Source organism: Kingella negevensis (assembly GCF_030177895.1).
Lineage (GTDB): Bacteria > Pseudomonadota > Gammaproteobacteria > Burkholderiales > Neisseriaceae > Kingella_C > Kingella_C negevensis.
In genome coordinates, this window is sequence record NZ_CP123448.1 from 710,107 (window position 1) to 733,912 (window position 23,806).

The 23,806-nt window shown below is 45.9% G+C and carries 36 protein-coding genes; 27 read left to right on the forward strand and 9 right to left on the reverse strand.

Annotated elements, in window-relative coordinates:
* Positions 1 to 2: 2 nt before the first annotated feature.
* The 4 genes from QEO93_RS03910 to QEO93_RS03925 form a co-directional block, all read right to left on the reverse strand.
* The gene (locus tag QEO93_RS03910) at positions 3 to 899 is read right to left on the reverse strand and encodes a P63C domain-containing protein (RefSeq protein ID WP_085815578.1); all 897 of its coding nucleotides are present in this window, start codon (positions 897 to 899) and stop codon (positions 3 to 5) included.
* An 86-nt stretch (positions 900 to 985) separates the two neighbouring features.
* Positions 986 to 1,237 carry a hypothetical protein gene (locus QEO93_RS03915; protein ID WP_085815579.1) on the reverse strand — a complete coding sequence of 84 codons (252 nt, stop codon included), beginning with the start codon at positions 1,235 to 1,237 and terminating at the stop codon, positions 986 to 988.
* Positions 1,238 to 1,247: 10 nt separating this feature from the next.
* A complete protein-coding gene (locus QEO93_RS03920) occupies positions 1,248 to 1,403 on the reverse strand; it encodes a hypothetical protein (protein WP_179184663.1) in 156 nt (51 codons plus the stop codon).
* Positions 1,400 to 2,032: a LexA family protein gene (locus QEO93_RS03925; protein ID WP_085815580.1), complete on the reverse strand. Its 633-nt coding sequence runs from the start codon at positions 2,030 to 2,032 to the stop codon at positions 1,400 to 1,402. The genes QEO93_RS03920 and QEO93_RS03925 overlap by 4 nt, the downstream gene beginning before the upstream one ends.
* 110 nt (positions 2,033 to 2,142) lie before the next feature.
* Between QEO93_RS03925 and QEO93_RS03930 the strand changes: the two genes are divergently transcribed.
* The 8 genes from QEO93_RS03930 to QEO93_RS03965 all read left to right on the forward strand — a co-directional run bounded on the left by QEO93_RS03930 (position 2,143) and on the right by QEO93_RS03965 (position 5,922).
* A complete protein-coding gene (locus tag QEO93_RS03930; RefSeq protein ID WP_003790597.1) occupies positions 2,143 to 2,325 on the forward strand; it encodes a helix-turn-helix domain-containing protein in 183 nt (60 codons plus the stop codon).
* Complete coding sequence (locus tag QEO93_RS03935) at positions 2,318 to 2,605, forward strand: CII family transcriptional regulator (protein WP_085815581.1); 288 nt, start codon at positions 2,318 to 2,320, stop codon at positions 2,603 to 2,605. The genes QEO93_RS03930 and QEO93_RS03935 overlap by 8 nt, the downstream gene beginning before the upstream one ends.
* Positions 2,606 to 2,692: 87 nt before the next feature.
* The gene (locus QEO93_RS03940; protein ID WP_032137139.1) at positions 2,693 to 2,893 is read left to right on the forward strand and encodes a hypothetical protein; all 201 of its coding nucleotides are present in this window, start codon (positions 2,693 to 2,695) and stop codon (positions 2,891 to 2,893) included.
* A 64-nt stretch (positions 2,894 to 2,957) separates the two neighbouring features.
* A complete protein-coding gene (locus tag QEO93_RS03945; protein ID WP_085815582.1) occupies positions 2,958 to 3,695 on the forward strand; it encodes a phage antirepressor KilAC domain-containing protein in 738 nt (245 codons plus the stop codon).
* 2 nt (positions 3,696 to 3,697) lie between these two features.
* Complete coding sequence (locus tag QEO93_RS03950; protein WP_085815583.1) at positions 3,698 to 4,555, forward strand: helix-turn-helix domain-containing protein; 858 nt, start codon at positions 3,698 to 3,700, stop codon at positions 4,553 to 4,555.
* Positions 4,555 to 5,352 (forward strand): ATP-binding protein, encoded by a 798-nt coding sequence (locus QEO93_RS03955; RefSeq protein WP_085815584.1) that lies wholly within the window; start codon positions 4,555 to 4,557, stop codon positions 5,350 to 5,352. The genes QEO93_RS03950 and QEO93_RS03955 overlap by 1 nt, the downstream gene beginning before the upstream one ends.
* A gap of 20 nt (positions 5,353 to 5,372) precedes the next feature.
* On the forward strand, positions 5,373 to 5,549 hold the full coding sequence (locus QEO93_RS03960) for a hypothetical protein (RefSeq protein ID WP_179184664.1): 177 nt from the start codon (positions 5,373 to 5,375) through the stop codon (positions 5,547 to 5,549).
* 4 nt (positions 5,550 to 5,553) lie between these two features.
* A complete protein-coding gene (locus QEO93_RS03965) occupies positions 5,554 to 5,922 on the forward strand; it encodes a RusA family crossover junction endodeoxyribonuclease (protein ID WP_032137078.1) in 369 nt (122 codons plus the stop codon).
* Between the two features lie 302 nt (positions 5,923 to 6,224).
* Here QEO93_RS03965 and QEO93_RS03970 read toward each other — a convergent pair whose 3' ends face one another.
* Together QEO93_RS03970 and QEO93_RS03975 are read right to left on the reverse strand one after the other, a co-directional pair.
* Complete coding sequence (locus QEO93_RS03970) at positions 6,225 to 7,322, reverse strand: RNA-guided endonuclease InsQ/TnpB family protein (RefSeq protein WP_209434852.1); 1,098 nt, start codon at positions 7,320 to 7,322, stop codon at positions 6,225 to 6,227.
* Between the two features lie 3 nt (positions 7,323 to 7,325).
* Positions 7,326 to 7,958, reverse strand: coding sequence for an IS607 family transposase (locus QEO93_RS03975; protein ID WP_085815585.1), 633 nt, complete (start codon positions 7,956 to 7,958; stop codon positions 7,326 to 7,328).
* Between the two features lie 100 nt (positions 7,959 to 8,058).
* On the opposite strand from QEO93_RS03975, the gene QEO93_RS03980 reads away from it, so the two are divergent.
* Together QEO93_RS03980 and QEO93_RS03985 are read left to right on the forward strand one after the other, a co-directional pair.
* Positions 8,059 to 8,235 carry a nuclease domain-containing protein gene (locus QEO93_RS03980; protein WP_245190641.1) on the forward strand — a complete coding sequence of 59 codons (177 nt, stop codon included), beginning with the start codon at positions 8,059 to 8,061 and terminating at the stop codon, positions 8,233 to 8,235.
* An 18-nt stretch (positions 8,236 to 8,253) separates the two neighbouring features.
* Entirely contained in the window at positions 8,254 to 8,757 is a 504-nt protein-coding gene (locus QEO93_RS03985; protein WP_032137076.1) for a hypothetical protein, read from the forward strand.
* Between the two features lie 123 nt (positions 8,758 to 8,880).
* Here the strand turns inward: QEO93_RS03985 and QEO93_RS03990 are convergent, their stop codons facing one another.
* Positions 8,881 to 9,069 carry a ribbon-helix-helix domain-containing protein gene (locus tag QEO93_RS03990; protein WP_032137075.1) on the reverse strand — a complete coding sequence of 63 codons (189 nt, stop codon included), beginning with the start codon at positions 9,067 to 9,069 and terminating at the stop codon, positions 8,881 to 8,883.
* A gap of 323 nt (positions 9,070 to 9,392) precedes the next feature.
* Between QEO93_RS03990 and QEO93_RS03995 the strand changes: the two genes are divergently transcribed.
* From QEO93_RS03995 to QEO93_RS04075, 17 genes are all read left to right on the forward strand, one after another.
* Positions 9,393 to 9,566 (forward strand): hypothetical protein, encoded by a 174-nt coding sequence (locus QEO93_RS03995; protein WP_157686293.1) that lies wholly within the window; start codon positions 9,393 to 9,395, stop codon positions 9,564 to 9,566.
* 11 nt (positions 9,567 to 9,577) lie between these two features.
* Positions 9,578 to 10,012, forward strand: a complete 435-nt coding sequence (locus QEO93_RS04000) for a terminase small subunit-like protein (protein WP_044250156.1) — start codon at positions 9,578 to 9,580, stop codon at positions 10,010 to 10,012.
* Positions 9,993 to 11,426 (forward strand): phage terminase large subunit, encoded by a 1,434-nt coding sequence (gene terL, locus QEO93_RS04005; RefSeq protein ID WP_085815586.1) that lies wholly within the window; start codon positions 9,993 to 9,995, stop codon positions 11,424 to 11,426. The genes QEO93_RS04000 and terL overlap by 20 nt, the downstream gene beginning before the upstream one ends.
* A 39-nt stretch (positions 11,427 to 11,465) precedes the next feature.
* A complete protein-coding gene (locus QEO93_RS04010) occupies positions 11,466 to 12,851 on the forward strand; it encodes a DUF4055 domain-containing protein (RefSeq protein WP_032137074.1) in 1,386 nt (461 codons plus the stop codon).
* The gene (locus QEO93_RS04015; protein ID WP_032137073.1) at positions 12,844 to 14,100 is read left to right on the forward strand and encodes a structural protein; all 1,257 of its coding nucleotides are present in this window, start codon (positions 12,844 to 12,846) and stop codon (positions 14,098 to 14,100) included. The genes QEO93_RS04010 and QEO93_RS04015 overlap by 8 nt, the downstream gene beginning before the upstream one ends.
* Complete coding sequence (locus QEO93_RS04020) at positions 14,085 to 14,396, forward strand: hypothetical protein (RefSeq protein WP_032137072.1); 312 nt, start codon at positions 14,085 to 14,087, stop codon at positions 14,394 to 14,396. The genes QEO93_RS04015 and QEO93_RS04020 overlap by 16 nt, the downstream gene beginning before the upstream one ends.
* 89 nt (positions 14,397 to 14,485) lie before the next feature.
* Positions 14,486 to 15,241, forward strand: coding sequence for a hypothetical protein (locus tag QEO93_RS04025; protein WP_085815587.1), 756 nt, complete (start codon positions 14,486 to 14,488; stop codon positions 15,239 to 15,241).
* A gap of 58 nt (positions 15,242 to 15,299) precedes the next feature.
* Positions 15,300 to 16,244, forward strand: a complete 945-nt coding sequence (locus QEO93_RS04030; RefSeq protein ID WP_085815588.1) for a major capsid protein — start codon at positions 15,300 to 15,302, stop codon at positions 16,242 to 16,244.
* Positions 16,245 to 16,303: 59 nt separating this feature from the next.
* The gene (locus QEO93_RS04035) at positions 16,304 to 16,606 is read left to right on the forward strand and encodes a hypothetical protein (RefSeq protein ID WP_179184665.1); all 303 of its coding nucleotides are present in this window, start codon (positions 16,304 to 16,306) and stop codon (positions 16,604 to 16,606) included.
* A gap of 139 nt (positions 16,607 to 16,745) precedes the next feature.
* Positions 16,746 to 16,868 carry a hypothetical protein gene (locus tag QEO93_RS04040; protein ID WP_280642249.1) on the forward strand — a complete coding sequence of 41 codons (123 nt, stop codon included), beginning with the start codon at positions 16,746 to 16,748 and terminating at the stop codon, positions 16,866 to 16,868.
* 33 nt (positions 16,869 to 16,901) lie between these two features.
* Positions 16,902 to 17,342, forward strand: coding sequence for a DnaT-like ssDNA-binding protein (locus QEO93_RS04045; protein WP_052368720.1), 441 nt, complete (start codon positions 16,902 to 16,904; stop codon positions 17,340 to 17,342).
* A complete protein-coding gene (locus QEO93_RS04050) occupies positions 17,342 to 17,749 on the forward strand; it encodes a phage virion morphogenesis protein (RefSeq protein WP_032137070.1) in 408 nt (135 codons plus the stop codon). The genes QEO93_RS04045 and QEO93_RS04050 overlap by 1 nt, the downstream gene beginning before the upstream one ends.
* Before the next feature lie 26 nt (positions 17,750 to 17,775).
* Positions 17,776 to 18,213, forward strand: a complete 438-nt coding sequence (locus QEO93_RS04055) for a hypothetical protein (protein WP_032137069.1) — start codon at positions 17,776 to 17,778, stop codon at positions 18,211 to 18,213.
* Positions 18,214 to 18,287: 74 nt separating this feature from the next.
* On the forward strand, positions 18,288 to 19,028 hold the full coding sequence (locus QEO93_RS04060; RefSeq protein WP_044250166.1) for a phage tail tube protein: 741 nt from the start codon (positions 18,288 to 18,290) through the stop codon (positions 19,026 to 19,028).
* Between the two features lie 46 nt (positions 19,029 to 19,074).
* Positions 19,075 to 19,470, forward strand: a complete 396-nt coding sequence (locus QEO93_RS04065; RefSeq protein WP_032137068.1) for a hypothetical protein — start codon at positions 19,075 to 19,077, stop codon at positions 19,468 to 19,470.
* 26 nt (positions 19,471 to 19,496) lie between these two features.
* Positions 19,497 to 21,299: a hypothetical protein gene (locus QEO93_RS04070; RefSeq protein WP_052368716.1), complete on the forward strand. Its 1,803-nt coding sequence runs from the start codon at positions 19,497 to 19,499 to the stop codon at positions 21,297 to 21,299.
* A gap of 12 nt (positions 21,300 to 21,311) precedes the next feature.
* Entirely contained in the window at positions 21,312 to 23,018 is a 1,707-nt protein-coding gene (locus QEO93_RS04075; RefSeq protein WP_052368714.1) for a hypothetical protein, read from the forward strand.
* A gap of 58 nt (positions 23,019 to 23,076) precedes the next feature.
* Here QEO93_RS04075 and QEO93_RS04080 read toward each other — a convergent pair whose 3' ends face one another.
* Together QEO93_RS04080 and QEO93_RS04085 are read right to left on the reverse strand one after the other, a co-directional pair.
* Positions 23,077 to 23,526: a helix-turn-helix transcriptional regulator gene (locus tag QEO93_RS04080; protein WP_032137067.1), complete on the reverse strand. Its 450-nt coding sequence runs from the start codon at positions 23,524 to 23,526 to the stop codon at positions 23,077 to 23,079.
* Positions 23,523 to 23,738 carry a hypothetical protein gene (locus QEO93_RS04085; protein WP_032137066.1) on the reverse strand — a complete coding sequence of 72 codons (216 nt, stop codon included), beginning with the start codon at positions 23,736 to 23,738 and terminating at the stop codon, positions 23,523 to 23,525. Before QEO93_RS04085 ends, QEO93_RS04080 begins: the two co-directional genes overlap by 4 nt.
* Positions 23,739 to 23,806: the final 68 nt, after the last annotated feature.

Sequence of the window (23,806 nt, forward strand, 5' to 3'; positions counted from 1 at the left end):
AATCAATCTATTTGATTCATTTCATCAAACAAATACGGTGCAATGGAAATTTGCTTTTGATGTTCTGTTCTGCGTTTAAAATGTTCAATATCAGAACAAGTTTCCATTAAGCCTTGTACACGTCCAATTTGATGTAATAGGATATTCCGTCCATTATCACTTAACCATTGATGAAATCTCGCTCTTCGTTTCCCTTCTTCTGTGATATTTAATTTATCTAATTCTTTTTTCACATAACCATGTTCAATCGGTTCATATATGTAACGATTGATAAATCCACCATAATATTGTGGGCGATTTTGTGATTGAGTAGGTTTATTTTGGTACAACCTATCCAATTCTGCAAAAAAGGAATCTGGGAATGTTCGCACCCATGCTTGCAAGCCTTCTGCGATGTATTTTGACAATAACAAACGCAAAGCATCATGTTTGCGGTCGCGTTGAAATCCTGTTGCTTCGTCAATTAACGCGGCTAAACCTACTTGAGCAAATGCAGTTAATAAAATTTCCGCTTGGTCGGCTAGTTTAGCTTGAGATTCTTTCAGCGCACCTGCTCGTCTTGCTGATAAATACATATTACACATTAATGGCAATAAAGCAGAATCATAACCTGATTTTTTCGCGTTACCATCTGAATATTCCAGTAGTTTGGTCCGCTGGATAATGTCTTGTGTTATAAAAGGTTCTAGGTTCTTTGCAGCTAAAAAAGGGGGGAGTTTGGTCCCGTCAATTTCCAGTCTATCATTCATGCCTTTTCGGGAACGTCCGAACGCATCAAAAATAGATTTAGCAGTTAAGACACGAACACCATTGTCTAAAACAGCACATTCCAACTGCACATCGCCAATCGGTAATGTGCCTTTGTATAGTGCCAGTAATTTATCTTTTTCTTGTTTCACGATGTATCCTTTTAGGCAGCCTTAATACAGCTTCACTTTTTCTTTCACGATGCCGAATATTTGATGATTTAGTCTTAGCAAATACTTCATTCATCGCCCCAATCAAAACTGCGTTCCACATCGTAGCGATAGCGTGTTAATTCGCCCCATTCTGTGCCATCTAGCTGTTGCCATGCTTGTAGAAAATCGTTCCATTCTGGTTGGCAAGTGGTAATCATGGCTTGCCCTGTTTGTTCGTTTTGGGCAACGTACCACGTTTTTTGTATGGGGTTAAAGTTGCTGGGTAGTTTCAACATGGCTTGTTGGTTGTGATAAATCACTTCGGCTAATTGCATCATTTTTCTGCTCCTATTTGTCTTCTACTTTCCACGACACGACACGCGCCAAAATGCTTACTTTGTCGCGGTCTATGTTTTCAAAATTGCGAAAGCTTGAAATCCCCCTGCCTTTGGACTGGTAGACCTCACTTTGATTGATATTGCGCCCAAAGCAGCCTGCACTCAATACAATTTAACCTTTTCTTTGACAACGCCCAAAATGCGGTCGTTTTCTTTGATTTGCAGATAGGGGTAGTTGCTGTTGAGTGGGCGCAACATGGGGCGACTGCCGTCAAACACCAGTTGCTTGAACGTGGTTTCGTTATCGTGCAGGGCAATGACAAAGCTGCCTGCGCGTGGTTCGCCGTGTGGGTCGACCACGATAATATCGCCTTCGGTAAATTCGGGCTGCATGCTGTCGCTGCTAACGCGCAGGGCGTAGCCGTCTTTGCCTAGCTTGGTGCGGCAAACAATGTATTCTAGGTCGTCATCGTCAAACAGCTCTACTGGTTGCCAAGAACCAGCCTGCACCCATGAAATGACGGGAACGCTATATAAAGGCGTGGGCATTTCGGACACATTGGGGAGTGAGGGCTGCTTTTGAGTAACTTGCATTTCGCCTACACCTGTTTCAAGCCATATTGCAGACACATCTAGCACATTCGCAATTTTGGCAATGTGCGTTGTGCTTTTATTTCTACCTGTTTCCAATGCTGCAATGGCAGATTGCGATTTGCCAATCGCCTTACCAAGTGCAGTTTGGCTCATCTTTTTTTGTTCTCTTGCGTATATCAAACGCTCTTGCAATGTATTCATCTTAATTTCTTTCTCTCTTGATACTATTGTACTTGCAAAAATCAGTATTTTGGTACTTTACAATTCAGTACAATAGTACTTATAATGCTTAAAATTTTTTGGAGTACAACATGACCCCTGATGTTTTGTTAAAAGAACTAAATCAACGAGGCATGGGTGCAGAACAAATCGCAGCACGAATTGGTTGCTCCCTTACCTATGTTGTGAAGTTGAGAAATGGCGAACGGAAAACGCCGTCTTATCAAGTCATGGACAAAATTCGTGAACTGCATAAAGAAGTTATCCATGACTAAATTATCCCCCAAACAAGCCGCAACTGCTCGCAATAACGAAAGACTGGTCTTGCGCCATCTTGCTGCCTTGTCGCAAAAAGGTTTAAGCGATGCCATGGGTTGGAGTGAAAGCAAAGTGAGCCGCATGAAAGACGGCGATTTAGACGAATTGTGTGCAGCATTGGCTGCGCTGGATTTGAAGATTGTGCCGATTGATGCGTGTGTGGTTACGCCGCACGAACGCAAATTTATGGCGGAGCAAATGATTCTGCATTATCAGCGTGTGCTAGATGATGAGTGAAAAAAACGCCCTGAATGCACAAGGCAAACAGGGCAAGTGAGTTATGTTTAAAACAACCGTCTTCATAAGCAACGGAGCGTAAATTAGATGAAACAACAGAATGCCAAAACATCTCGGTTCCCTTTATCAGCGATGAGTGAAGTGGAAATTTTAACTCATTTCAAACGCTATCGCTTTAAAGATAAATCGGGACATGACTTGGAAATGTGCGCTGATTTTTTAGATTTAGTGCATTACGCCAAACAAAGCCCACTTCAACGACTGATACGCTGGTTACGCCAACGTTAACCCAAAGGAAAAGCCCACGCGCTAACGTGGGCAAGTTAAATATCTGTATGTGAATAGGTGAATTATGAACAATCTACCCGAAATAATCAAGCAAAACTTTTCAGGCAGCCTGAAAAATGGTGTCAATGCGCGTGAACTTCATGCGTTTTTAGAAAGCCGTCAGGATTTTTCCACATGGATTAAAAACCGTATTGTGGATTATGGATTTATTGTAAATCAAGATTTTATCTCACTCCATAAAATTGTGGAGCGAGAAACAGGCGCAACACGCCGCATTGAATACTTCCTTTCACTAGACATGGCAAAAGAGCTCTCCATGGTGGAACGCAACGCAAAAGGCAAACAAGCGCGGCAATATTTCATTGAATGCGAAAAACAACTTTCAGGCAGCCTGAAACCCACCTTGCCACAAAACTACAAAGAAGCCTTGCTGGACTTGGTGGCGCAAGTAGAAGCTAACGAAAAGCTGCAACAACAAATCACTGCCAACGCGCCAAAAGTAGCGTTTGCCGATGCAGTAGGCGATAGCGATGATGTGATTTTAATCCGCGATTTAGCCAAATTGCTGAAACAAAACGGCGTGGAGATAGGCGAGCGTAGATTGTTTGTTTGGTTGCGCGAAAACGGCTATTTAACGCTGGATAACAAAGCCACACAACGCAGCATGAATTTAGGCGTATTCCGCATGACAGAAAGCATGATTGCCACGCCACAAGGTAACCAACTACGCCTGACGACCAAAGTAACAGGCAAAGGGCAACAATATTTTTTAAAACGGTTTAAAACAGAAAAGGCAGCCTGAAAATGAGCATGATGTTAATGGTAAAAGCGATGTCGCTTGAAGTGGGCAACCCAACACGAAAATTGGTGTTGATGAAACTGGCAGACCAAGCAAACGATAAAGGCGAGTGCTACCCAAGTTACAGCACGATTGCAAAGGCTGCTGAATGCTCCAAACGCAGCGCAATGACACACGTTGAGCAACTAGAAAAAGATGGTTTTTTGATTATCCAACGCCGAAAAGTTAAAGACAATCAAAATTTGAGCAATGTGTACATTTTGACTTTGGATAAAGCGCAACAACCTAGTGAAAATTCTGCACTAGGGGGTAGTGAAAATATTTCACTAGGTAGTGAAAATTCTGCACTAGGTAGTGAAAATTCTGCACTAGGTAGTGAAAATTCTGCACTAGGTAGTGAAACCGTTGCACTAGGGGGTAGTGAAAATATTTCACCCAAACCAGTCAATAATAACCAGTCAATGAACCAGTCAATGAACCAAGAGGGTGTTACGCGCAAAACGCGTACCACAAAATCCCTCCATGCAGATGACTTGAACGCATTGCTGAATTTGGGCGTGGATAAACAAATCGCCCAAGACTGGTTGCAGACACGCAAAGACAAACGTGCTGGCAGCTTAACGCCGACCGTTGTCGCAGGTTTGCAGCGTGAAGCTGCTAAAGCTGGATTAACCGTACCGCAAGCGGTGCAAGTGGCAGCCGAGCGTAACTGGGCGCGGTTTGTGGCAAGTTATCTGCACAACGAACAACAAGGGTTTTCATGCAGCCTGAAACCGCAAGGCAACCGTATCACACGAACACACAAACACGGCGAAGAAGCTAAAAGCGGTTTAGCGCGTGATGTTTTGAAAGGGATTTTGTGATGAGAAGCACAGGTGAAGTATTGGGCGACATAAGTTTATTCAAACCCATTTCGCAAGTGCAGAAAACTTGCAACATTCACGGTATTGAATATCTTGAAATCGTTTATCCACGCTACAAAACCATTTGTCCTGAATGTCGCAAGGACAAAGAGCGTGAGCGCGAAATGGCAGAAAAAGCCGCTGCTGAAACGACGCAAAAACAAGCGCATATGGCGAGAATTGATGAGCGCATGGGTTATTCACGCATTCCGCCGCGTTATCAGCACAAAACAGTCAAAGCCTACCAAGTGGATGCGTCAAATACGCAGCAAATCCGCAATGTAGAAGCAGTAAAAGACTATGCCCACGAATTCACACGAGGCACGCATTCTGGGCGAAATTTAGCGATGTTGGGCAATGCGGGTACAGGTAAAACCCATTTAGCTTGTGCGATTGGTAACCACGTTATCCGAAACTGCGGCGGACAAGCACGATTTAGCAGCGTAGCCGAAATCAATCGCTTGGTGCGCGAGGCGAAGAGTTACAGCGGCACGGTTAGCGAAAGCGAAGTGATTGAAGCATTTGCTGCGTATGACCTGCTGATTATTGACGAAGTGGGGGTACAGAGTGGCACAGAAGCCGAAAGCCGTGCCTTGTTTGATGTGTTTAACGAGCGTTATCAAAACCTGAAACCTACGATTTTGATTTCCAACTTGGACGCTGCAGATTTTGTAGCAGCTGTTGGCAACCGCATTGCGGACCGCATCAAAGAAGATGGCGGAGAATTTCTATTTTTTAACTGGGAAAGTGCGCGATGAAGCAGCCTGAAAGGTACACCATGACCACCGACCACAACATCGTCCTACTGGACACTTGGATAGAGAAAGCAAAAGCCGCCCGTCTAGATGCTAGCGAACGTGCCGATTTGAAAGCATTTGAAGCTGCAGAAAAAGACATCAGCAACTACGAAGCGATGAAAAGCAATTATCTAGTCCAATTACAAAACGCGGAGTGAAAAAATGATACTTCTTCCTTACCCTATTTCCACTAACCGCTATTGGCGTACTTTTCGCGGCATGACCGTTGTCAGCAAAGAAGCCAAAGCCTACAAGGAGCAAGTGGCACAAATCGCACAGCTTTCAGGCTGCATCAAGCACAACGGCGACGTTAGCATAGACATCACGCTTTACCCTAAACGCAATAAAGACGGCAGCCCTAATGCGAAAGTGATGGATTTAGACAATTGCCTGAAAGTGGTTTTGGACGCGTTGCAAGGCGTAGCGTATGACAACGACAAACAGATTAAGCGCATCAACGCGCGATATGGACAAGAGCCAAAAGATGGCGGCGCGGTGTTCGTGGTGATAGAAGCGTTTCAGGCAGTCTGAAAAATCTTGCCTAAACCGCCTAAAAAACACGATTAAGGCGCAAGACAGTAATCAAACAATGTGATAGGAGCAAAAAATGTCCATTATCGCCAGTATAGAGCGCCGAGCTGACGGCTTATTTCAGCCAGCTACCGTTCTATTAAACTTATACAAATCTATTCAAATATACTCAAACATATACATTTAAAGATTTGATGTTAATTTCCTGCTTCCTAGCGGCTGGTTTCACTTATCAAGAAGATGACAAGCCAGAGCCTTCCGCTCCACAAGCTGACACGGTGGAACTCACCGCGTATTGATTTTTACAACTGTTTAAACGCGTAATCACGCAAATTTTTTGCAGCATTAACATCGCGGTCATGCTGCGTTTGGCATCGAGGACATTGCCAACTTCTTACCGATAAAGGCATTTTTTCCATTTTGTAACCGCAACATGAACACAATTTACTGCTCGCAAACCAACGGTCTGCCACAACCAAAGTGCCGCCAAATTGCGCTACTTTGTATTGCAACTGCCGTTTAAATTCAAAAAAGCCCATATCCGCCACGCTTCGCGCCAAATGACGATTTTTCATCATGCCTTTCACATTCAAATCTTCAATGGCAATAACTTGATGATTTTTCGCTAATTGAGTCGTCAATTTATGTAGGCAATCTTGGCGAATATTTTTGATTTTAGCGTGAAGTCTAGCCAATTTGTGTTTGGCTTTTTCGCGGTTTTTGCTGCCTTTGATTTTTCGGCTCAAGCTACGGCTTAAGCGTTTTAATCGGTTTAACAGGGCTTTATGTGATTTTTCGCCTGTGATGATTTCGCCATTGGATAAAGTTGCCAACGTAGAAACGCCCAAATCCACACCGATTGCGCTTTGGTTTTCAGCTTGTTTCGGTTGAATTTCAGTTTCTATGGTAATGCTCACAAACCATTTATCGGCAATGCGTGAAATTGTCGCAGACATGATTTTGCCCGAGAAACGTACGTTTTCAGTCATGCGAACCCAGCCCAAATTAGGAATTTTGATTTTATTATCAATGATTTTAAATTGGTCGTTGGAAAGATAAAAACTGTCGTGATGACCTTTTTTGCGAAATTGTGGATATTTTGCCCGACCAGCCCAAAAGTTTTTGAATGCTTTGCCTAAATCCTTAATGGCTTGTTGTGGTGCACATTTGGTTACTTCTAGCATAAACGGAAATTTCTCGCGCTTAATCGCGTTTAGCTGACGGCGCAACGACATTTCAGTTGGTTTGGGATTATCGGGATTTTCTTTATGTGCTTGATATTGTTGCTGCCAGTTATCCAATGCCCAGTTATACGCTAAACGCGCCACACCGCAGGCTTTAGCGAAATAAGTACGCTGCCTGTTGTTGGGTTTTAGGGCAATTTTGTGGGCAATCAGCATGGTTTAATGGTTTTCTTGTTCGGTTTGTTCAACGGCTTTTTTGACATTCTCTAACAATTTTTGATTTTTGCGAGAACGTGAGCCGTACAATCTAACAGAAAATACGGTAATAATTTCAAGCACATCTTTGGCTAAATCTTCTTCAAAAGAAGTGTCCTCGCCCTGATTGATGATGACGATTTCAACTTGCTTGATTTCGCAAATGGAAAAAACCAATTCTGCACCAAAACGCAGTAATCGGTCTTTGTGGGTCAAAACCAAACGTCCGATGTTTCCGTCAATAATTTGGTTTAAAAGACGTTTTAATCCTTTTTTGTGGTAGTTCATGCCTGAACCTAAATCGGCAATAATTTCATATTGCCAACCTTTGCTAGCACAATAAAGCTCTAAAACTTGTTTTTGTCGTTCTAAATCATCTTTTTGGTCATGACTGGAAACGCGAGCGTAGGCAATCGTTTTGCGATTATCAGGCAATGCTGCCTGAAAGTCGGGGTGCAGTTGGGAAAGCAAGTATCGGCGATGTCCGCCTGATGTGTAGGTTGGTTGAATTTTACCTGATTGTTCCCAACGGCGTAGGGTAATAATGGATACGCCAAGCATTTCTGCTGCTTGGCTAATGGTTAATAATCTACTCATTTTGAGTATTTTAGATTAGATTTGTATAGATTTCAAGATTGCTGTTTAAAACCCTGAAACGACTGTTTTAGCGCATTACCGTTTAGCGGATTATTGTGGCATGGGCATTAAGCCGCCCGACTTTATGGGCGCGTATGCGTGTAGCGCGTGCCACGATGCCGTAGATGGGCGTGTGAAAACCGATTTAAGCGAAGATGAATTGAGATTAGCACACGCAGAAGGCGTATTCAGAACGCAGGTTATTTTAAACAAAATAGGATTGCTAAACGCAGCCTGAAAACACAGAAAGAGAAAAATGTATCGCAATATTGACGAGTGCTTACGCCAAACGTACAAGATTTTGGGTGTGGAAATGTCGCCGCGTGGCAATACGGGTGCGGTAATGCAATGGCTGGAAACAAAGGGCGTGGGCGGTAGTGGTGGCGAGCTGTCGCAATCGGAACATCACGCTAACGCGGTGATGATTGCAAACCAAGTTTCAGGCTGCCTGAATAGTCCGTTGCTGACGGCGGTTGTAGAGTGTCAATACGGCAAGACGGATAACGTGTTGATGATTGCAGGTGCGTTGGTGGCAAACAAGATTTGCGATGATGTGAGCTTCGCGGTGGATATGTTACGGCATATCTACAGCATGGGCGAAAAGCCGCGTCGTGTGTGGATAATAGACAAGTACGATTTGCACGATATGACTTTTGCACGCAAACGCGCAAAATTTGAAAATCATTTAGCAAACTGGGAACAAAAAGCGCGGTTTCAGTTGCAACGTGAATTTGTTGAAAAAGGCATTCTATCTGCTTGAAAAAGTGTGAGTTTTTTACTATAATTTCACTATAATTAGGCGATGGTTGTATGAAAATGATTCATCGCGCAAAATGCAGCTTGAAAATGTGGATTTCATCGTGTTTTCAGGCTGCATTTGTTTTCAGGCTGCGTTCAGTTTGTCGTGCAATGCTTTAAGCGCGTCTCTAATCACTTGGATTTGAGAATTGCCTGTTTGCTCGCATAGCTGCTCAAATAGTTGCGTGGTTTCAGGGTCGAAGTTGAATTTCTTTTGAATAATGCCGTGCTTTTCGTTGCTGCGGCGTTGGATTTCGGTTCTTGACAGTGCCATGGTTCTATCCTAAGATTGAGTTTAAGGGGAAACCTTGGCAGGGTGTCGTTACCACCCCACCAAGTCTCTTGTTACATCAAGCTATCGCTTTTCAGTATCAAGAGCAAGAGAATGAAAAGTGCAAGTCTTAACATTTCCTGTCTCCTTAAATTTGCCCTTTAGCATGATTGCAGGTTGGGCGTTAAACCTATCAACAACCGTGAATTGTTGATAGGTTTAATTATGTAGTACCATACTATATTTAGCAAGTACTTTTTATTATATTTTTGAATATAACCGCTTGAATTTAAAACATTCAGGCGGTTTTTTATTGGACTTCCCCCATGAAACGTATGGCACTCAACCTAAAAATACATCAACACATTATCTTGCCAAGTGGACGTGTGGCGCGTGTAAAAGAAATCGCGCGTGATGTGATTGTGTTTGTGTATTGCGATACGAGCAAGCGGCTGGAATTGAGCCGCTTTTTTTGCGTTGAATGGTTTAGAAACGAATAAGGACAAACAACATGAGCGAGAAAACAAAACGCCCAGTTGGGCGACCGAGTATTTACACCGATGAATTAGCCAAAGAGATTTGCAAGCGCATCGCAGACGGCGAGAGTTTAAGGGCGATTTGTCGTGATGAGCATATGCCGCACCGCGATACAGTGCGAACATGGTTAAACGAAAGTAGTAAATTTTCCGCCCAATACGCGCGTGCGAGAGAATTACAAGCCGATTACTTTGTCGATGAAATCATTGAGATTGCAGACAACGCCAATGCCGAAAGCAGCGTAGAGGTGCAAAAAGCAAAATTGCGAATTGACACACGCAAATGGGCAGCTGAAAAGCTCAGCTCAAAAGCCTATGGTGCAAAAGTGGAAGTAAAGCGCAATACCGCAGATTTAAGCGATGAAGAGTTAGCAGCGGAGTTGGCACGATATGGAATTAAACAACCGTGAAAAACTCGCCCTGCTAAAAGAATACAAACTGCGTCAAGCAAGAGCAGATTTTTTAACCTTTCGCAAAATAGTCAATCCCAACAACAAATGGGGCTGGTGGCAAGAGGAAATCGCACTAGTATTGCAACAATTTTACAATGACTTGATGGCTGGCAAACGCCCGAAATTGGTTATTCAAGCACCTCCGCAACATGGCAAATCAGTTCAAATTGTGGACTTTATCGCATGGGTTGCAGGCAAAAACCCCGATTTGCGTACCATTTACACATCATTTTCGGAGCGTTTGGGCGTTCGAGCCAATTTAAAGCTACAACGGCTGTATGACAGCAATCTATACCGCGAAATTTTCCCACAAACCTTAATCAATCAATCCAATTCAGCAACCATTTCAGGGCAATCGCTACGAAACCGCGAGATTTTGGAATACGTTGGACGCGACGGCTATTTTCGCAACACTACCGTTGGTGGCTCAATTACAGGCGAGAGCCTAGATTTAGGTGTGATTGACGACCCAATCAAAGGACGAAAAGAAGCCAACAGCCTAACCGTAAGGGACGGCGTTTGGGATTGGTTCACGGATGATTTTTTAACCCGTTTTTCAGAAAACGCAGGGTTACTAGCCATTTTGACTCGTTGGCATATCGATGACCCAATAGGGCGATTGATTGAGCGTGTAGATGGCGTACAAGTGAAAAGCTATCCAGCCATAGCAGAACAAGACGAACCACACCGAAAACGCGGCGAAGCCCTGTTTCCAGAGCATAAAAGCCTAGCATTTCTGTTAGAGCGAAAGCAAGCCATGCCGCTAGCCAACTGGGCGGCACTGTATCAACAACGCCCCACACTGCAAGAAGGTGGTTTATTTAAACCCGACCGCCTGCACATTATCCACGCATTGCCAGCCGACAAAATCTGCTGGATACGTGCATGGGACTTGGCAAGCACAGCAGACGATGGCGACTACACCGCAGGCGCATTACTGGGCGCATTGTCAGATGGGCGATTCGTGATTAAACACATCGCGCGAGGTCAATACGATACCGATGTGCGCGATGACGTGTTACGCAACACCGCAGCCAAAGACGGACGGCAAGTCAAAATCAGCATACCGCAAGACCCAGGCGCAGCAGGCAAAGCACAGATTTTGTATTTAACCAAACAACTGGCAGGGTTTAGCGTGCAATCCAGTTTAGAAACAGGGGACAAAGTTACGCGAGCCGAACCGTTTGCATCACAAGTTAACGTGGGTAATGTGTTGCTGCTGGACGATGGCACATGGGATAGCCACGCGCTAGTTGCCGAAATGCGCCACTTTCCCAATGGTACGCACGACGACCAAATTGACGCATTAAGTCGCGCATTCAACGAATTGATGAGTAAACGCAACCGCCAACACGCCCATTTTTCAATGTGATTGCAGGCTGCTTTAAAAAAGCACCCAAAAGGAAAGAAAATGCCTTTAACCAAAACCCACGCGGTTACACAAATGCACAACCGCAACAAAATGATTGCTGCTCTAATTGGTGGCGAATCAGCCATGCGAGCAGCAGGGCAAACCTATTTGCCACAAAACGCGCGTGAAAGCGATGGCGACTACAAACGCCGTTTGCAAACATCGGTGCTATTTCCCGCCTTGTCCGAAACCCTATCGCAAATGGTAGGACGTGTGTTTTTCAAACCCATTCAAACCGAGCAAGTAGCAAGCAGCCTGCAACCTTTGTTGAGCAATGTGGACTTGCAAAATAACAATTTGGATATTTTTGCGATTAACTGGTTTTATGATGCCTTGGCATTTGGGGCGAGCTATGTGTTGGTGGATTTTCCCACAACCAGCGGCACATTAGCCGACAACCGCAACACGCGGCCTTATTTGCTGCATATTCGCAATGCGGACGTGCTAGGCTTTAAGCATGAAACGCGCAACGGTAAGCCGATTTGCACCCAGTTTCGCTATCAACAAAAACTAACCGTTGATGACGGCGAATTTGGCGAAAAGCAAATCACACAAATTACCGTGTGGGATTTAGGGCGCATCAGACGTTATCGCTACAACGACAGCCAAGTTCTAACGCTACACGATGATTTTGAAATACGCACAGCAACTGGCAAGCCATTGGACTTTGTGCCTGTGGTCGATTTAGTGTTTGAGCCAACCAGCTTTTTTGTGGGCAATCCACCGTTGCAGAAATTAGCGTTTTTGAATGTAAAGCATTGGCAAATGCAATCGGACTATCACAATATTGTGCGCTTCACTTCCATTCCACTGCTTGCCTATTCGGGCGATGAGCGTTTTGGCGAAGCAGGCGATGCAACAGTAGCGGTAAATAATTTATTCGATTTAGGCAAACAAGGCAGCCTGCAATATATAGAACATTCAGGCGCAGCGATTAGCAGCACAGTGGTTGCGTTAGAGCAGTTAAAAGAAGACATGGCAATCGCAGGGGCAAAACTGCTCACCCGCACCAAATTAGCCTTAACCGACAGCCAAGCACGAGACGAGCAAGGCAAAGAAATTTCTAAATTACGCATGTTTGCCAATCGCACAACCGATGCCATAGGTCGCGTATTAGACTTTATGGCAACGTGGTTGAACTTGCCCAATCACGACGGCGGTGTGGTGCAAATTTCAGGCAATATTGATGCAGATTTTGACCCCAGCGCAAGCTTTGCTGATGTGTTAAAAATGCAGGCTGCTGGGGTTGTGAGTCATCAAACCGTATTTGAAGAAGCGCAAGCGCGAAGCATTGTATCGCCACAACGCAATTGGCAAGATGAACAAAACCGCCTTGAATTGCAAGGTGGTTTGGATTTAGATTTCAGGCAACCGAAAAATGAATGAAACTTTAATCAATCTACTGATTACGCGCCATATTGATTTAATGCGCTATGAAAAAACCGTTCGCGCCGATGTGTTTTCGCTGCTGGACGGTATGCAAAACGATATCAGCGCAAATATTCTGGTCGGCAGCCTAAACCGTGTTGAGCGCGTGATGACAGACGGTTTTGCGTTGATACAAAATGTGCTTGATGTGCTGCCTGTATTGGATAGCGAGACCATATGGCTGGCAGCAGCTTTGGGCGGTTTGGCGACCGCTTATGGGCTAAAAGACAAAATTAAGCCATTGACGAAAGATAAGCTAAAAGAGTTGGCGGATAAATTCACAATCGGCGGTTTAACGCTGCCTGAAACGTTGGCAAAGCAGCGCGATAACTTGATTTTGCGCCTAAACGCGTTGGTACGCAGCGCAAAGATTGACGATGTATTACCAAGCATGGACGACATCGCAGACACATTCAAACGCGCCAAGCAAACCGCCCAAACCATGACAAAAACGTGGATTAACAGCGCGAAACATACCGCACATGAAGCCTTTGGTAAGATTAACCCATTTGTGAAAGGCTATCGGCATTTGTCGGTTTTGGATAGCAGCACAACCGTATTGTGTACGCATCGCAACGGCTTGTTGTGGGACAAAAAGCACAATCCGATTGGACACGCCGAAATCTTTAAAAGACCACCTTTGCACCCCAATTGTCGCAGTCAAATCGTGTATGTGTATGATTTGGACGAGCCGTTTAATGGGTTTACGGGTAGCGATTGGGTGCAATCACACAGCCTAAACGAATTGCAGGAGCAGTTCGGCAAGGGCATTGGGCAGATGCTGTTTGACGGAAAAATTCAATTGCATGAAGCATTGGACGGTTTGAAACCGCTTACTTTGGAACAGTTGCAGGATAAATTAAGCATACCTGAGACAATTCGGGCGATTGAGCGTAAAAACTGGTCTGATGAATTTAAAGAAAAAGCAAAATCAACTTATTATGATTTTAAACATGAAAACATTGAATTAGACAGTCATTTTATTGCAAGATTATTAGATAGAAATAGTAAACATCGTCCAATTATTACCAGTGATGATGTAAAACAATTTATTTTGAATAACCAAGCTAAATACATTCAGGAAGACGGTCGGTTAGTGTGGATTGATGATAAAATGAAGATGACTTTAATCCAGTCATCTGATGACGGTATGTTTGTTACCCTTATGAGAAAAAATAGCGTGAAATCAACATGGAAACAAATCTAATCCCTACATTTAAAAAAATTGCCAGCGCATTTATTCAAACGCAGGGCAAAGATGAAAGTATTGCCGAATTATTGCCGCAAGATTATCAAATAGATTTTCAACAACGGCATGATGATTTAAATCACTTTCGCTGTGCGTTTGCTTGGACATTGGAAGATTTGGCTTTAATAGTTTTTGAACAAACTAATGCGCCATTTTGGGAAAATGTGGCAGATACACTTTCTTGGGCGAACGATGATTACACAGAGCAACAATGGCAGGAATTATTTGATTATCTAAAATCAGTAATAGCGTAAATTTTAATTTTTCAGGCAGCTTGATTTTCAGGCTGCCTTTTTTCACGCCCGATTAAGTCGGGCTTTTTTCGTTTCTAGGAGACAACAACATGAAATATCGTAACCAATTCTTAAAATATGGTTTTCATCAACAAGCTGGCGCAGACGGCGCAGACACAGGTTCAGGCGGTCAAGGACAAGCCGAACCTAAAACATTCACGCAAGCAGAAGTAGACAAATTGCTTGCCGAACAAGTGGCAGGCTTAAAAAACAAAAACAGCGAATTGATTGGCAGCCTGAAAGATGTCAAAACCCAGTTGGCGCAATTTGACGGCATCAATCCCGATTCAGTTCGCCAAATTCTAAAACAATTTGCCGATGACGAAGAAGCCAAGCTCATTGCAAGCGGCAAAATTGACGAAGTGTTGAACAAGCGCACCGAACGCATGAAAGCAGACCACGACAAAACCACAGCCAAATTGCAAGGCGATTTGGACACGGCATTGGCACGTTCGGCGAAGTTTGCGGAGCGTGCTTTGAGTGGCGCGGTGCGTGAAGTGGGCGCGGCGTTGAATGTTCATGCTACGGCGTTTGAAGATGCGCTGTTGCGTGCCAAATCACAATTTGAAATTGATGACGAGGGCAACGCGATTGCAAAAGACGGCGTTTATGGCAAGGACGGTAAACCGCTTACATTGCAAGAATGGTTCGAAAGCATGAAAGAAACCGCGCCGCATTGGTTTCCTGTGGCAAGCGGTGGCGGTTCTTCGGCGAGTGGTTCGAGCGGTTCGGGTATGCCCAAATCGTTGGCAGATTGCAAAACCGATGAAGAACGTATCGCCTATATACGCAGTAAAACTCAATAATCCGTTGCAGGCTGCCTGAAAACGGATTTTTTTATTTTTAATTTAAGGAAAAAATAACATGACTTTTGATTTGCAGGTATTTAACCAACAAACTTATACAACCATGACAGAAGTCGCCGACCAAGATGTTGCCAAATTCAATGAAGCATCCAATGGCACAATTGCCTTATTTAACAAGCCATTTGCAGGCGATTTTGACATTTCGACAGCGTTTCACAATGTAGCAGGCTTGGTTCGCCGTCGCAATGCATATGGTTCAGGCACAGTAGAATCGGTGCGCTTGAAAGAATTGTTGAATATTGCGGTGAAAGTGGCGGCTGGTACTGCGCCGACTGAATGGGAAGCGCAACAATACAACTGGACATTGCGTAATCCTGAATTAGCCGCCATTCAACTGGGTACGCAACTGGCAAAAGGTCGCATGGCAGATATGTTGAACACAGGCATTTCTGCTGCTGTGGCGGCGATTTCGGGCAATGCGGCAATGGTGCAAGATGGCGCAAGTGCCGCCCCTACGTTTAATGTATTGAATCAAGGCGCGGCAAAAATGGGCGACCGTTCAGGCAGCCTGAAAGCATGGGTGTTGCATTCTTCAACCATGCACGCTTTATTCAGCAATGCGTTGAGCAACGTGGAGCGTTTGTTCACTTATGACGGTGTGAATGTCGTTCGCGACCCATTCGGGCGTGTGTTTGTGATTACAGACTCTCCTGCTCTGTTCAACTCAAACGTGTATCACACATTGGGCTTGGTGGAAAACGCGATTTTGGTAAACGATAATAATGATTTCAACGCAGTGATGGTCAATGAAACTGGTAACGAAAATATTAAAACGGTTTATCAGGCTGAATGGACGTTTGGCGTGGCGGTTAAAGGCTATTCATGGGACGAAAGCAAAGGCGGCAAATCGCCAAACGATACCGCCATTGCTACGCCGACAAGTTGGAAAAAAGCGGCAACGAGCAATAAAGACACAGCAGGCGTGTTGATTAAAACAGCGTGATATTGCTTTTTAGGCAGTTTGAATTTTTCAGGCTGCCTATTTTTTTGAAAGGTGTAAACATGAAAATTTTGTATTTCACAACGGATTTTTCGGCTGAAAATGTAGCGTTTGCTGAAAAGCATGGTTTGATTATGCGCAACGCTTCGGCGGTGGAAACAGCGGCTAATATTGAGTCGTGTGATTTTGTTTTGGGTCATGTGCCAAAATCGTATCAAAATTTGCCTGTGTATGTGATAGATGAAAAGCAGTCGGTGTCGGTTGATGAGCATCATGCGGTTTTAGCTGAAAACGAGCAGCTCAAAGCGCGTATCGCAGAACTGGAAAACAAAAAACAGTCAAAATCCAAAGACAAAACAGAGTAGTTTGCAGGCTGCCTAAAAAAATTGAAACCTCTGAAAGATTAGCGGTCTTTCAGAGGTTTTGTTATGAATAAATGATGATGAAATGTGATAAATCAACATGAAAGATTATATAGAAATTCTCTTAAAAGGTGTAGAAAAAATGGAAAAATTATCCAGTAAACGCGTATTGTTGCTGTGGTTTGTCGTGATTAGCTGCATTTTTGCGTGGCAATGTGCACCTATTTTGAACGCTATTAGCCAATTACTTTTGGCAGTGAAATAATGTTTTCAGGCTGCCTGAAAGAAAGGAAATGCAATGTTGAGTTATGCAACACTGGATTATGCCAACGAATACCACGACGCACGCCAAACATCATCGCGCTGGGACGACTTTGCGCCTGAACAAAAACAGCAACGCTTGGTATCCGCAAGCGATTTAATCGACCGCATTTTTCGTTATGCAGGCAAACCTGAAAGCGACACACAAATTCGCGCCTTTCCGCGTATTTTGCACGAAAAGCAGCCTGCACTTTTGCCCGAAGCGGTTAAACAGGCGTGTTGTGAGTTAGCTTTGTTGGACGATATTTCAGGCAGCTTGCCCAGTGCGGCAAAAGTGAAAAATGTGGGCGGTGTGATGTTGTCTAGCGGTGAATGTGCGAGCGATGATAAGCAATGGTCTTTGGCTATGGTGGGCGCGGTGCGTTTATTGCAGCCGTTTGTGTCGAGTGAACGCATGGTGCGATTGGAACGCGGTTGATGAATGTTGAAATGGAATGGGAAACGTCGCCGCAATGGGGGCGTTTGTTGCAGCTTGATTTGTCCGAGCCAATGCGTGAAGTCGGGCGTAAATTAGAAACTTCGGTTATTCAAAACTATAACCAACAACGCAGCCCTAGCGGCGTGCCTTGGATTCAGTCGCAACGTGCGAAAAAAGATGGTGGCAAAACGCTGATTGACACGGGGCGTATGTTGGCAAGTTTGACGATGGTTTCGGGGAGTGATTTTGTGGAAGTGGGTTATCCGCAAGGCGATATTCCGCGTTGGCTGCATTTTGGCGGTCCGAAAAATAATCTGCCTGCGCGTGAACATTTGGGCTTGCGCGATGATGACGAAAGTATGATTTATCAAGCTTTGGCGGATTATTTTGAGCGGTTGTTGAGTTGATTTTCAGGCAGCCTGAAAGGTTTGAAATGTTACAAAATTATTTTGGAATTGGCACGGCAATTGAAACGCGGTTGCGTGAGCAGTTTGGCGATGAAGTGGAGCTTATTTGTAGCCCGTTTACGGTAAACAACCCAAACGATTTAAAGAAATACACGGTTTCGCTGCATTTGTCGCCGTTACCGTCTGTGTTTGGCAATTATTCGGGCAATGGGGCAAAACAGGCGGAAACGCAGCGTTGGCAGGTGTCGTTGTGCTATAAGTCGCCTAGCACGGTGGAAGAAGAACAGGTTATGCGTGATACGGTGGGCGATTTGTTGTTACGTGTGCGCCGTTGTTTGCAGGGGTTTGCGTTATTTGATGTGGGCGGTAAGTCGCTGCGTGTGGTGGCGAACCAGTTTTATATGACGGACGATTGCCGTTTTCGGATTTTTTCGTTTACGGTGGAAACGGAATGTGTGATTTAGTGGGGGTCTGATTTTTTCAGGCTGCCTTTTTTTGATGCTCGCATTTGGTGGGCTTTTTTATGGAGATTGAAAACATGGCTCAATTGGTTAAACAGTATTACAGTGGTCAGGGCATGGTTTACGCTGCGCCTTTTGTGGGCGGTACGGTGCAAACGCATAAGGCGCGTTGGATTGGTAACGTGCCGAATTTGGAATTGGCGGTTGAAGTGGAGGAGTTGTCGCACAAGGAATCGCATAGCGGTTCGCGTTTAAAGGATTTTACGTTGCGTAAGGAATTGGCGGCGAAATTCAAGCTGACAATGGAGGATTTTTCTACGGATAACTTGGCGATGGCGTTTGCGGCAAGTGTGGCGGTTGTGCCGAAAGGTAAGGTAACCGATGAAACTTCGCCTACCGATTTGGCTGTGGGCGATAACTGGCTGTTGTCTAAACAAAAAATTGCTAAATTAGTGATTAAAGACAGTACGAGTAGTCCGGTTACTTTGCAAGTTGGTATGCATTACAGCGTTGATGAAACCTTTGGTCGCGTGGAAATTTTTGACGTGAGCGGTTTGAAATTGCCGTTGTTGGCGACGTTTGAGCATGAAGCGGCTGACGTGTTGGATTTGTTGGTGGCGAAAACGGACAACTATTATTTGCGCTTTGAGGGTTTGAATACGGCTGACGGTAATCGCCCTGTTTTGGTAGAAATTTTCAAAGCTTCTGTTCCGCCTGCAAAAATGCTGTCGTTGATTAACGATGAATTGGCTTCGTTTGAATTGGAAGGCGATGTGTTGTTGTACAAAGGTGCAACAGTTCGCGTAACGAAATTGTGATTTCAGGCAGCCTGAAAAATGGCTGCCTTTTTTGATTGGTTAAACCATGAAACTGACACACCCAAACAGCGAAAGTATCGAATTATCGCATGACTTGCTATGGAAAGATGAATTTGAATGGTCGGATTTGGCACAAACTGAGCCTGTTCGCACGCTTTCGGGCGCATATATCGTGCAGCAAGGGATTAAGAAAAAAGGTCGCCCGATTACGCTTGAACCGCCTGACGACAGTATGGCTTGGCACACGCGTCAAGTTGCTGAAAAACTGCAAGCATGGGCGATGCAGCCTGAAACCCAGTTCACGCTTGAAATGGCGCAAGGGACGTTTACGGTTATTTTTGATAACGCGCAAACGGCGGTTTCTGCCAGCCCTGTTTTGGGATATGGCAGTATCAAACCGAGCGATTATTTTCGTGTTTCTTTGAAATTTTTAACTGCTTGATTTTCAGGCAGCCTGAAAGCAATTCTATGACCCTCCAACACACCCAACTCACTCAACAAGACCTACGCATCTACAAATCCCAACGCAACACCGACACCGACGACGGCGGCGGCGCGATGACTTCCACGCCGCTCACAGGCAAAGACAACGAACTATTCAACCCCATTTCCGACGTGGACAGAACCATGGGCGCATTTGATGCACGCCTTACCTACGCAGCCGTTTTGCGCGGCGACGACAGCGCATTACTCGGCGCAAACGTCATCGTCTCCCAGCCGCCTGAGCAAGACAACGTGTCCGTGCTGATGTTGCCAGCCGATTACGACGGACAAGAACGTCTAGACATGATGCGCCGCGCCGAAGCCTACAGCGTTTATAACACCGAAACACGCATGGTGTTATTCGGCAAACACACCAAAGGCGCAAAGCAAATTCAAGTCTACCAAGACGCTGAGAACAAAAACATCCCCAAAGTCGGCGAGCGTTTCGCGCTGGTTTATACCGAAGACGACACTGAAAAAGCGGAATATTTCCGCGTCGGCAGCGTGTCTAGCCAAGTGGAAACGTTTGAAGTAGAAGACGGCTCAAAGTTCGACAAACGCGTCATCATAATGGGCATTCAGGCTGCATTAAATCGCGATTTTAACGGCGTGAACTATCCTGTGCGCGGTTATGCCAATGCACCGATTAAGGTGTATCAAACGCAAATTGCGGATTCGGCGAAGTATTACGGCATTCGTGCTTTAGCTGCGCCCTTGCAACAAGGTTCAGCCAGCGCAAAAGTGGACAGCATTTTTGAACAACTCGTTCCCACGTCTACCGATGAAAAAACGCTAGTCGATAGCTTTAGCGGCGGTGTGCCTGTTTGGTTGCCCATTGCGCCACGCCGTGTAGTGGCGCGCATCAATCAATGGGTTTCAGGCAGCGTGTATTTGGAATGCAGCGTATTACCAGGCAGCGTGGAACTAGGCGACTGGACGGACACCGCGCAAGGCAGCCTGAAAAAACACAACACGGTTTTAAGCGTGGATTATGCCAATGGTGTGATTAGCGGCTTAAACGGCGTATGGATTGGCGAAATCAACGCCGTACCAGCCGCTTCATACCGAAATTATGGCTACAGCAGCAAAATCCGTGTAGATGCGACCACCATCGGCACAGACTTTACGGCATTGCTGCGACCACTCCCAGCATTGGGCAGCGTCGGCGTATCATATCGCGCACAAGGGGCGTGGTATGACTTAAGCGATAGCGCAGACGGCGTGTTGCGCGATGAATTGGGGCAATCGCGCGGCACGATTAACGCGCGAACAGGCAGCGTAGCCATTTCCTTGCCGACCGTACCAGAAGTGAATAGCAATATTGAGATTTCATGGTCGCCTGTGGATTTTTACAAGACGTTTGACGGCGGCGATTTGGGCGCGGCGAGCAGTCCGAAACAAGCCGATGCGATGACGCAACTGCCCGATGCGCCTAAACAAAACCTGAAACCGAGCACCATTCGTTTAACGTGGAACGATGGCGCAGAGCGTGTCGCAACGGATAGCGACGGCAAGTTGGTGGGTTCGTGCCAAGGAACGGTGAATTATGCAGGCGGTACGCTTTCGCCCGTGAATTTGAACGCCGCTTCGGTTCGACTCACGGCGCAGCAGTATTCAGGGATTGCCGAGCGCAAAGAAGTGGCAACATCGCAAGACGACAACGGCATCACGCTACTCGTGGGCGCGCCGATTCAGAAAGGCACGTTGTCGTTACAAATGGAGCTGGGCAGAAGCAGCAGCCTGTCAAAAGATGTGATTTATGACAAACCGAAGCTGCCATTCATTTAAGGAGAAAACCGCATGAGCAATACGATTTTAAGCCGCAGCGAAACCGTGTTCACCGACAACGGAAACGGCATGTTGTGCGTGAATGGGCGCGTGATTGCAGGCAGCCGCGTGGATTACGACGCAGGCGTTGTCTATCTGCCCAAAGAGCCGTTACGCGACAATATTTATTCGCCCAACTACGATGAATTTAACATCACCGACCGCAGTCCCAAATACACCGCCATTTCGGGCGGCACGATGGTAGAAAAAGTGAACGTGCGCATTCAGGCTGCATCAACCGCCACAGTGGGCTACATTTCCGCCGCCGATACGCGAACGATTGACCTCACCATCGGCAAAGGACAGCACGTGTTTAACGTGTTGGACGGCATTCCTAAACCGTGCATGGCATTGTTCAATTCATGGGCGTTTGAGATTTCAGGTGTGCATACCGTAGAACGCGGCGGCACACTCTATCAAAACTGGGACGCATTCAAAGGCACGGGCAAAGTGGTGGGCAATATGACGACAGGCGGAACAGTTACCGTGTTGGGCATTGCGCCGAACGTCGCGCCCAATATCAAAGTGCTGCAAGGCGTGTATACAGGCGTAGATGGTTCGCTGGCGCAAAAATTCTACGGACACACCAAAATCGCGCCACTCAAACCGCAGTCTTTTATCGCCTATGCCGAAGTGAATGGCAAAACCCTGATTGGTCGCAGCGATGCAGAAGGCAATATCACGGGCGATTTAACAGGCAAAGTGGATTTAGCCACAGGCTCGTACGAACTGGATAGTGGCAAAGGCGTGGCACAAGATACCGTGCGTTACAACGCCGTCGCACAAGTGTATCTACCGCTGGATAGCAGCGTGATTGGCATTGATGCGACCCGTTTACCCGCCGACGGCAAAGTGCCTGTGCTGCACGTTGGCGATATGGTGGTGATTAGCAATCATCTGAAGCACGATTTAGGCAGCGCACACCAAGCAGGACAAACCGTGTCGCTGCCAAGACAAAACCTAGACCGCTTGTGTATCACAGACAACCAAGGCACACACCTCAACGCTGAACTGTACGATTACGACCTAGTCAAAGGCACGGTGACGTGGCAAACCTCACTGGATTTAAGCGCGTATCAACTGCCGCTTGCTGCCGTGTGCATTTGGGAAGAAGAAAACCGCCTGATGGGCGTAGACATCAATGGCAGCCTGAAACTGCAATTTCCCATTTCGCGTGATTACCCAGTGGACAACACCCACATTTCATCTGCCATTTTATTGGGCGACATGAATGTACGCGCCAGCGAACCGTTTAGCCAAGCCGCATGGACGCAAGTGTGGCAAGACACGCGCATTGGCGCCCCGATTTTAGCGCGGCTGAATGTGGCGGATTACCCGATGACGCTCACATCAGATGGCGCAGTGTCGGAGCGGTGGCTGCTGAAATTTAACAACACCACACAGTTTGAACTGTATGGTGAGCGTTTGGGCTTGATTGCCGAGGGCGATATTTACAACGATTTCGCGCCTGTGAACCCTGTCACCAAGAAACCGTATTTCACCTTACCGAGAGCGGCGATGACGGGCGGATTTGCCGCTCAAAACTGCGTGCGTTTCAACACCTACGGCACACCGCGTGGCGTGTGGGTGATTCGCAGCGTGCAGCCGTCGGCGAAGCGGCAGAGTCAGAAGGACGGGTTTATGCTGTGTTTACGAGGGAATACTGTTGCGACCGCTTAAAAAAGCAGCCTGAAAAAACAAAAAAAGTCGGCTTAAAAAAACCGACTATTTCAATCTTTCAGGCAGCCTGAATATTCAACGCCGCAATTTCCGCGCTGGTTTGTGACAATTTACCGTTTTGATACAACCATTGCGCCGCTTCTTTCCATGAATACAACGCCGATTTGCCCGTGATATACATCGGCGCAGGAAAATGCTCGCCGCGCTTACCCAAAGCGTATTGCGACAACGCTGCACGACTTAAGCCTGAACGCTGCGCGATTTCGCCCAAAGTGGCATAGCCCGTTTCTTGCAGCACCAAATCGTGAAATCCCGCTTGCTGGATTTGCGTGAACGCGCTTTGTACCGCCGTTTGTGCGTCGGGCGCTTCACGGTCAAATTCCAAGCACACCGCGCCATTGGTGCTAAAGAGCAAAGCATCATCACAGCCTGCTTCAAACAGCGCGTCTTCCAGTTCGCTGTTGTGCGTGGCGTGGCGAATGAGAATTGTGAAGTGATAAGTGTTCATGCGCATTCCTTTACTTTGCGGATAATTTGTTTCGCGTGGTTCTCTGGCGATTTAGGCGTACTCCAAATGCTCATTTGGTGTTCACGATGTCCTTTCAGGCAGCGTAAACGACAAAACGCATGGGCGGATTTGCCTGAATCTACCACTTCCCAGCCGTGTTGCAAGGCGAACTCTATGGCAGCGCGAATGTGTTTATTTGGGTGTTTATTCATGCGTTGTATTTTAATTTGACTGTTTACATCTGTAAACAGTTATTTCAGGCTGCCTGAAAAAAACATTC

Coding starts and splice junctions, on each gene's coding strand:
- QEO93_RS03915 (WP_085815579.1), bottom strand. CDS start 1,237: ATGATGCAATTAGCCGAAGTGATTTATCACAACCAACAAGCCATGTTG.
- QEO93_RS03925 (WP_085815580.1), bottom strand. CDS start 2,032: ATGAATACATTGCAAGAGCGTTTGATATACGCAAGAGAACAAAAAAAG.
- QEO93_RS03930 (WP_003790597.1), top strand. CDS start 2,143: ATGACCCCTGATGTTTTGTTAAAAGAACTAAATCAACGAGGCATGGGT.
- QEO93_RS03935 (WP_085815581.1), top strand. CDS start 2,318: ATGACTAAATTATCCCCCAAACAAGCCGCAACTGCTCGCAATAACGAA.
- QEO93_RS03940 (WP_032137139.1), top strand. CDS start 2,693: ATGAAACAACAGAATGCCAAAACATCTCGGTTCCCTTTATCAGCGATG.
- QEO93_RS03945 (WP_085815582.1), top strand. CDS start 2,958: ATGAACAATCTACCCGAAATAATCAAGCAAAACTTTTCAGGCAGCCTG.
- QEO93_RS03950 (WP_085815583.1), top strand. CDS start 3,698: ATGAGCATGATGTTAATGGTAAAAGCGATGTCGCTTGAAGTGGGCAAC.
- QEO93_RS03955 (WP_085815584.1), top strand. CDS start 4,555: ATGAGAAGCACAGGTGAAGTATTGGGCGACATAAGTTTATTCAAACCC.
- QEO93_RS03960 (WP_179184664.1), top strand. CDS start 5,373: ATGACCACCGACCACAACATCGTCCTACTGGACACTTGGATAGAGAAA.
- QEO93_RS03965 (WP_032137078.1), top strand. CDS start 5,554: ATGATACTTCTTCCTTACCCTATTTCCACTAACCGCTATTGGCGTACT.
- QEO93_RS03970 (WP_209434852.1), bottom strand. CDS start 7,322: ATGCTGATTGCCCACAAAATTGCCCTAAAACCCAACAACAGGCAGCGT.
- QEO93_RS03975 (WP_085815585.1), bottom strand. CDS start 7,958: ATGAGTAGATTATTAACCATTAGCCAAGCAGCAGAAATGCTTGGCGTA.
- QEO93_RS03980 (WP_245190641.1), top strand. CDS start 8,059: ATGGGCATTAAGCCGCCCGACTTTATGGGCGCGTATGCGTGTAGCGCG.
- QEO93_RS03985 (WP_032137076.1), top strand. CDS start 8,254: ATGTATCGCAATATTGACGAGTGCTTACGCCAAACGTACAAGATTTTG.
- QEO93_RS03990 (WP_032137075.1), bottom strand. CDS start 9,069: ATGGCACTGTCAAGAACCGAAATCCAACGCCGCAGCAACGAAAAGCAC.
- QEO93_RS03995 (WP_157686293.1), top strand. CDS start 9,393: ATGAAACGTATGGCACTCAACCTAAAAATACATCAACACATTATCTTG.
- QEO93_RS04000 (WP_044250156.1), top strand. CDS start 9,578: ATGAGCGAGAAAACAAAACGCCCAGTTGGGCGACCGAGTATTTACACC.
- terL (WP_085815586.1), top strand. CDS start 9,993: ATGGAATTAAACAACCGTGAAAAACTCGCCCTGCTAAAAGAATACAAA.
- QEO93_RS04010 (WP_032137074.1), top strand. CDS start 11,466: ATGCCTTTAACCAAAACCCACGCGGTTACACAAATGCACAACCGCAAC.
- QEO93_RS04015 (WP_032137073.1), top strand. CDS start 12,844: ATGAATGAAACTTTAATCAATCTACTGATTACGCGCCATATTGATTTA.
- QEO93_RS04020 (WP_032137072.1), top strand. CDS start 14,085: ATGGAAACAAATCTAATCCCTACATTTAAAAAAATTGCCAGCGCATTT.
- QEO93_RS04025 (WP_085815587.1), top strand. CDS start 14,486: ATGAAATATCGTAACCAATTCTTAAAATATGGTTTTCATCAACAAGCT.
- QEO93_RS04030 (WP_085815588.1), top strand. CDS start 15,300: ATGACTTTTGATTTGCAGGTATTTAACCAACAAACTTATACAACCATG.
- QEO93_RS04035 (WP_179184665.1), top strand. CDS start 16,304: ATGAAAATTTTGTATTTCACAACGGATTTTTCGGCTGAAAATGTAGCG.
- QEO93_RS04040 (WP_280642249.1), top strand. CDS start 16,746: ATGGAAAAATTATCCAGTAAACGCGTATTGTTGCTGTGGTTTGTCGTG.
- QEO93_RS04045 (WP_052368720.1), top strand. CDS start 16,902: ATGTTGAGTTATGCAACACTGGATTATGCCAACGAATACCACGACGCA.
- QEO93_RS04050 (WP_032137070.1), top strand. CDS start 17,342: ATGAATGTTGAAATGGAATGGGAAACGTCGCCGCAATGGGGGCGTTTG.
- QEO93_RS04055 (WP_032137069.1), top strand. CDS start 17,776: ATGTTACAAAATTATTTTGGAATTGGCACGGCAATTGAAACGCGGTTG.
- QEO93_RS04060 (WP_044250166.1), top strand. CDS start 18,288: ATGGCTCAATTGGTTAAACAGTATTACAGTGGTCAGGGCATGGTTTAC.
- QEO93_RS04065 (WP_032137068.1), top strand. CDS start 19,075: ATGAAACTGACACACCCAAACAGCGAAAGTATCGAATTATCGCATGAC.
- QEO93_RS04070 (WP_052368716.1), top strand. CDS start 19,497: ATGACCCTCCAACACACCCAACTCACTCAACAAGACCTACGCATCTAC.
- QEO93_RS04075 (WP_052368714.1), top strand. CDS start 21,312: ATGAGCAATACGATTTTAAGCCGCAGCGAAACCGTGTTCACCGACAAC.
- QEO93_RS04080 (WP_032137067.1), bottom strand. CDS start 23,526: ATGAACACTTATCACTTCACAATTCTCATTCGCCACGCCACGCACAAC.
- QEO93_RS04085 (WP_032137066.1), bottom strand. CDS start 23,738: ATGAATAAACACCCAAATAAACACATTCGCGCTGCCATAGAGTTCGCC.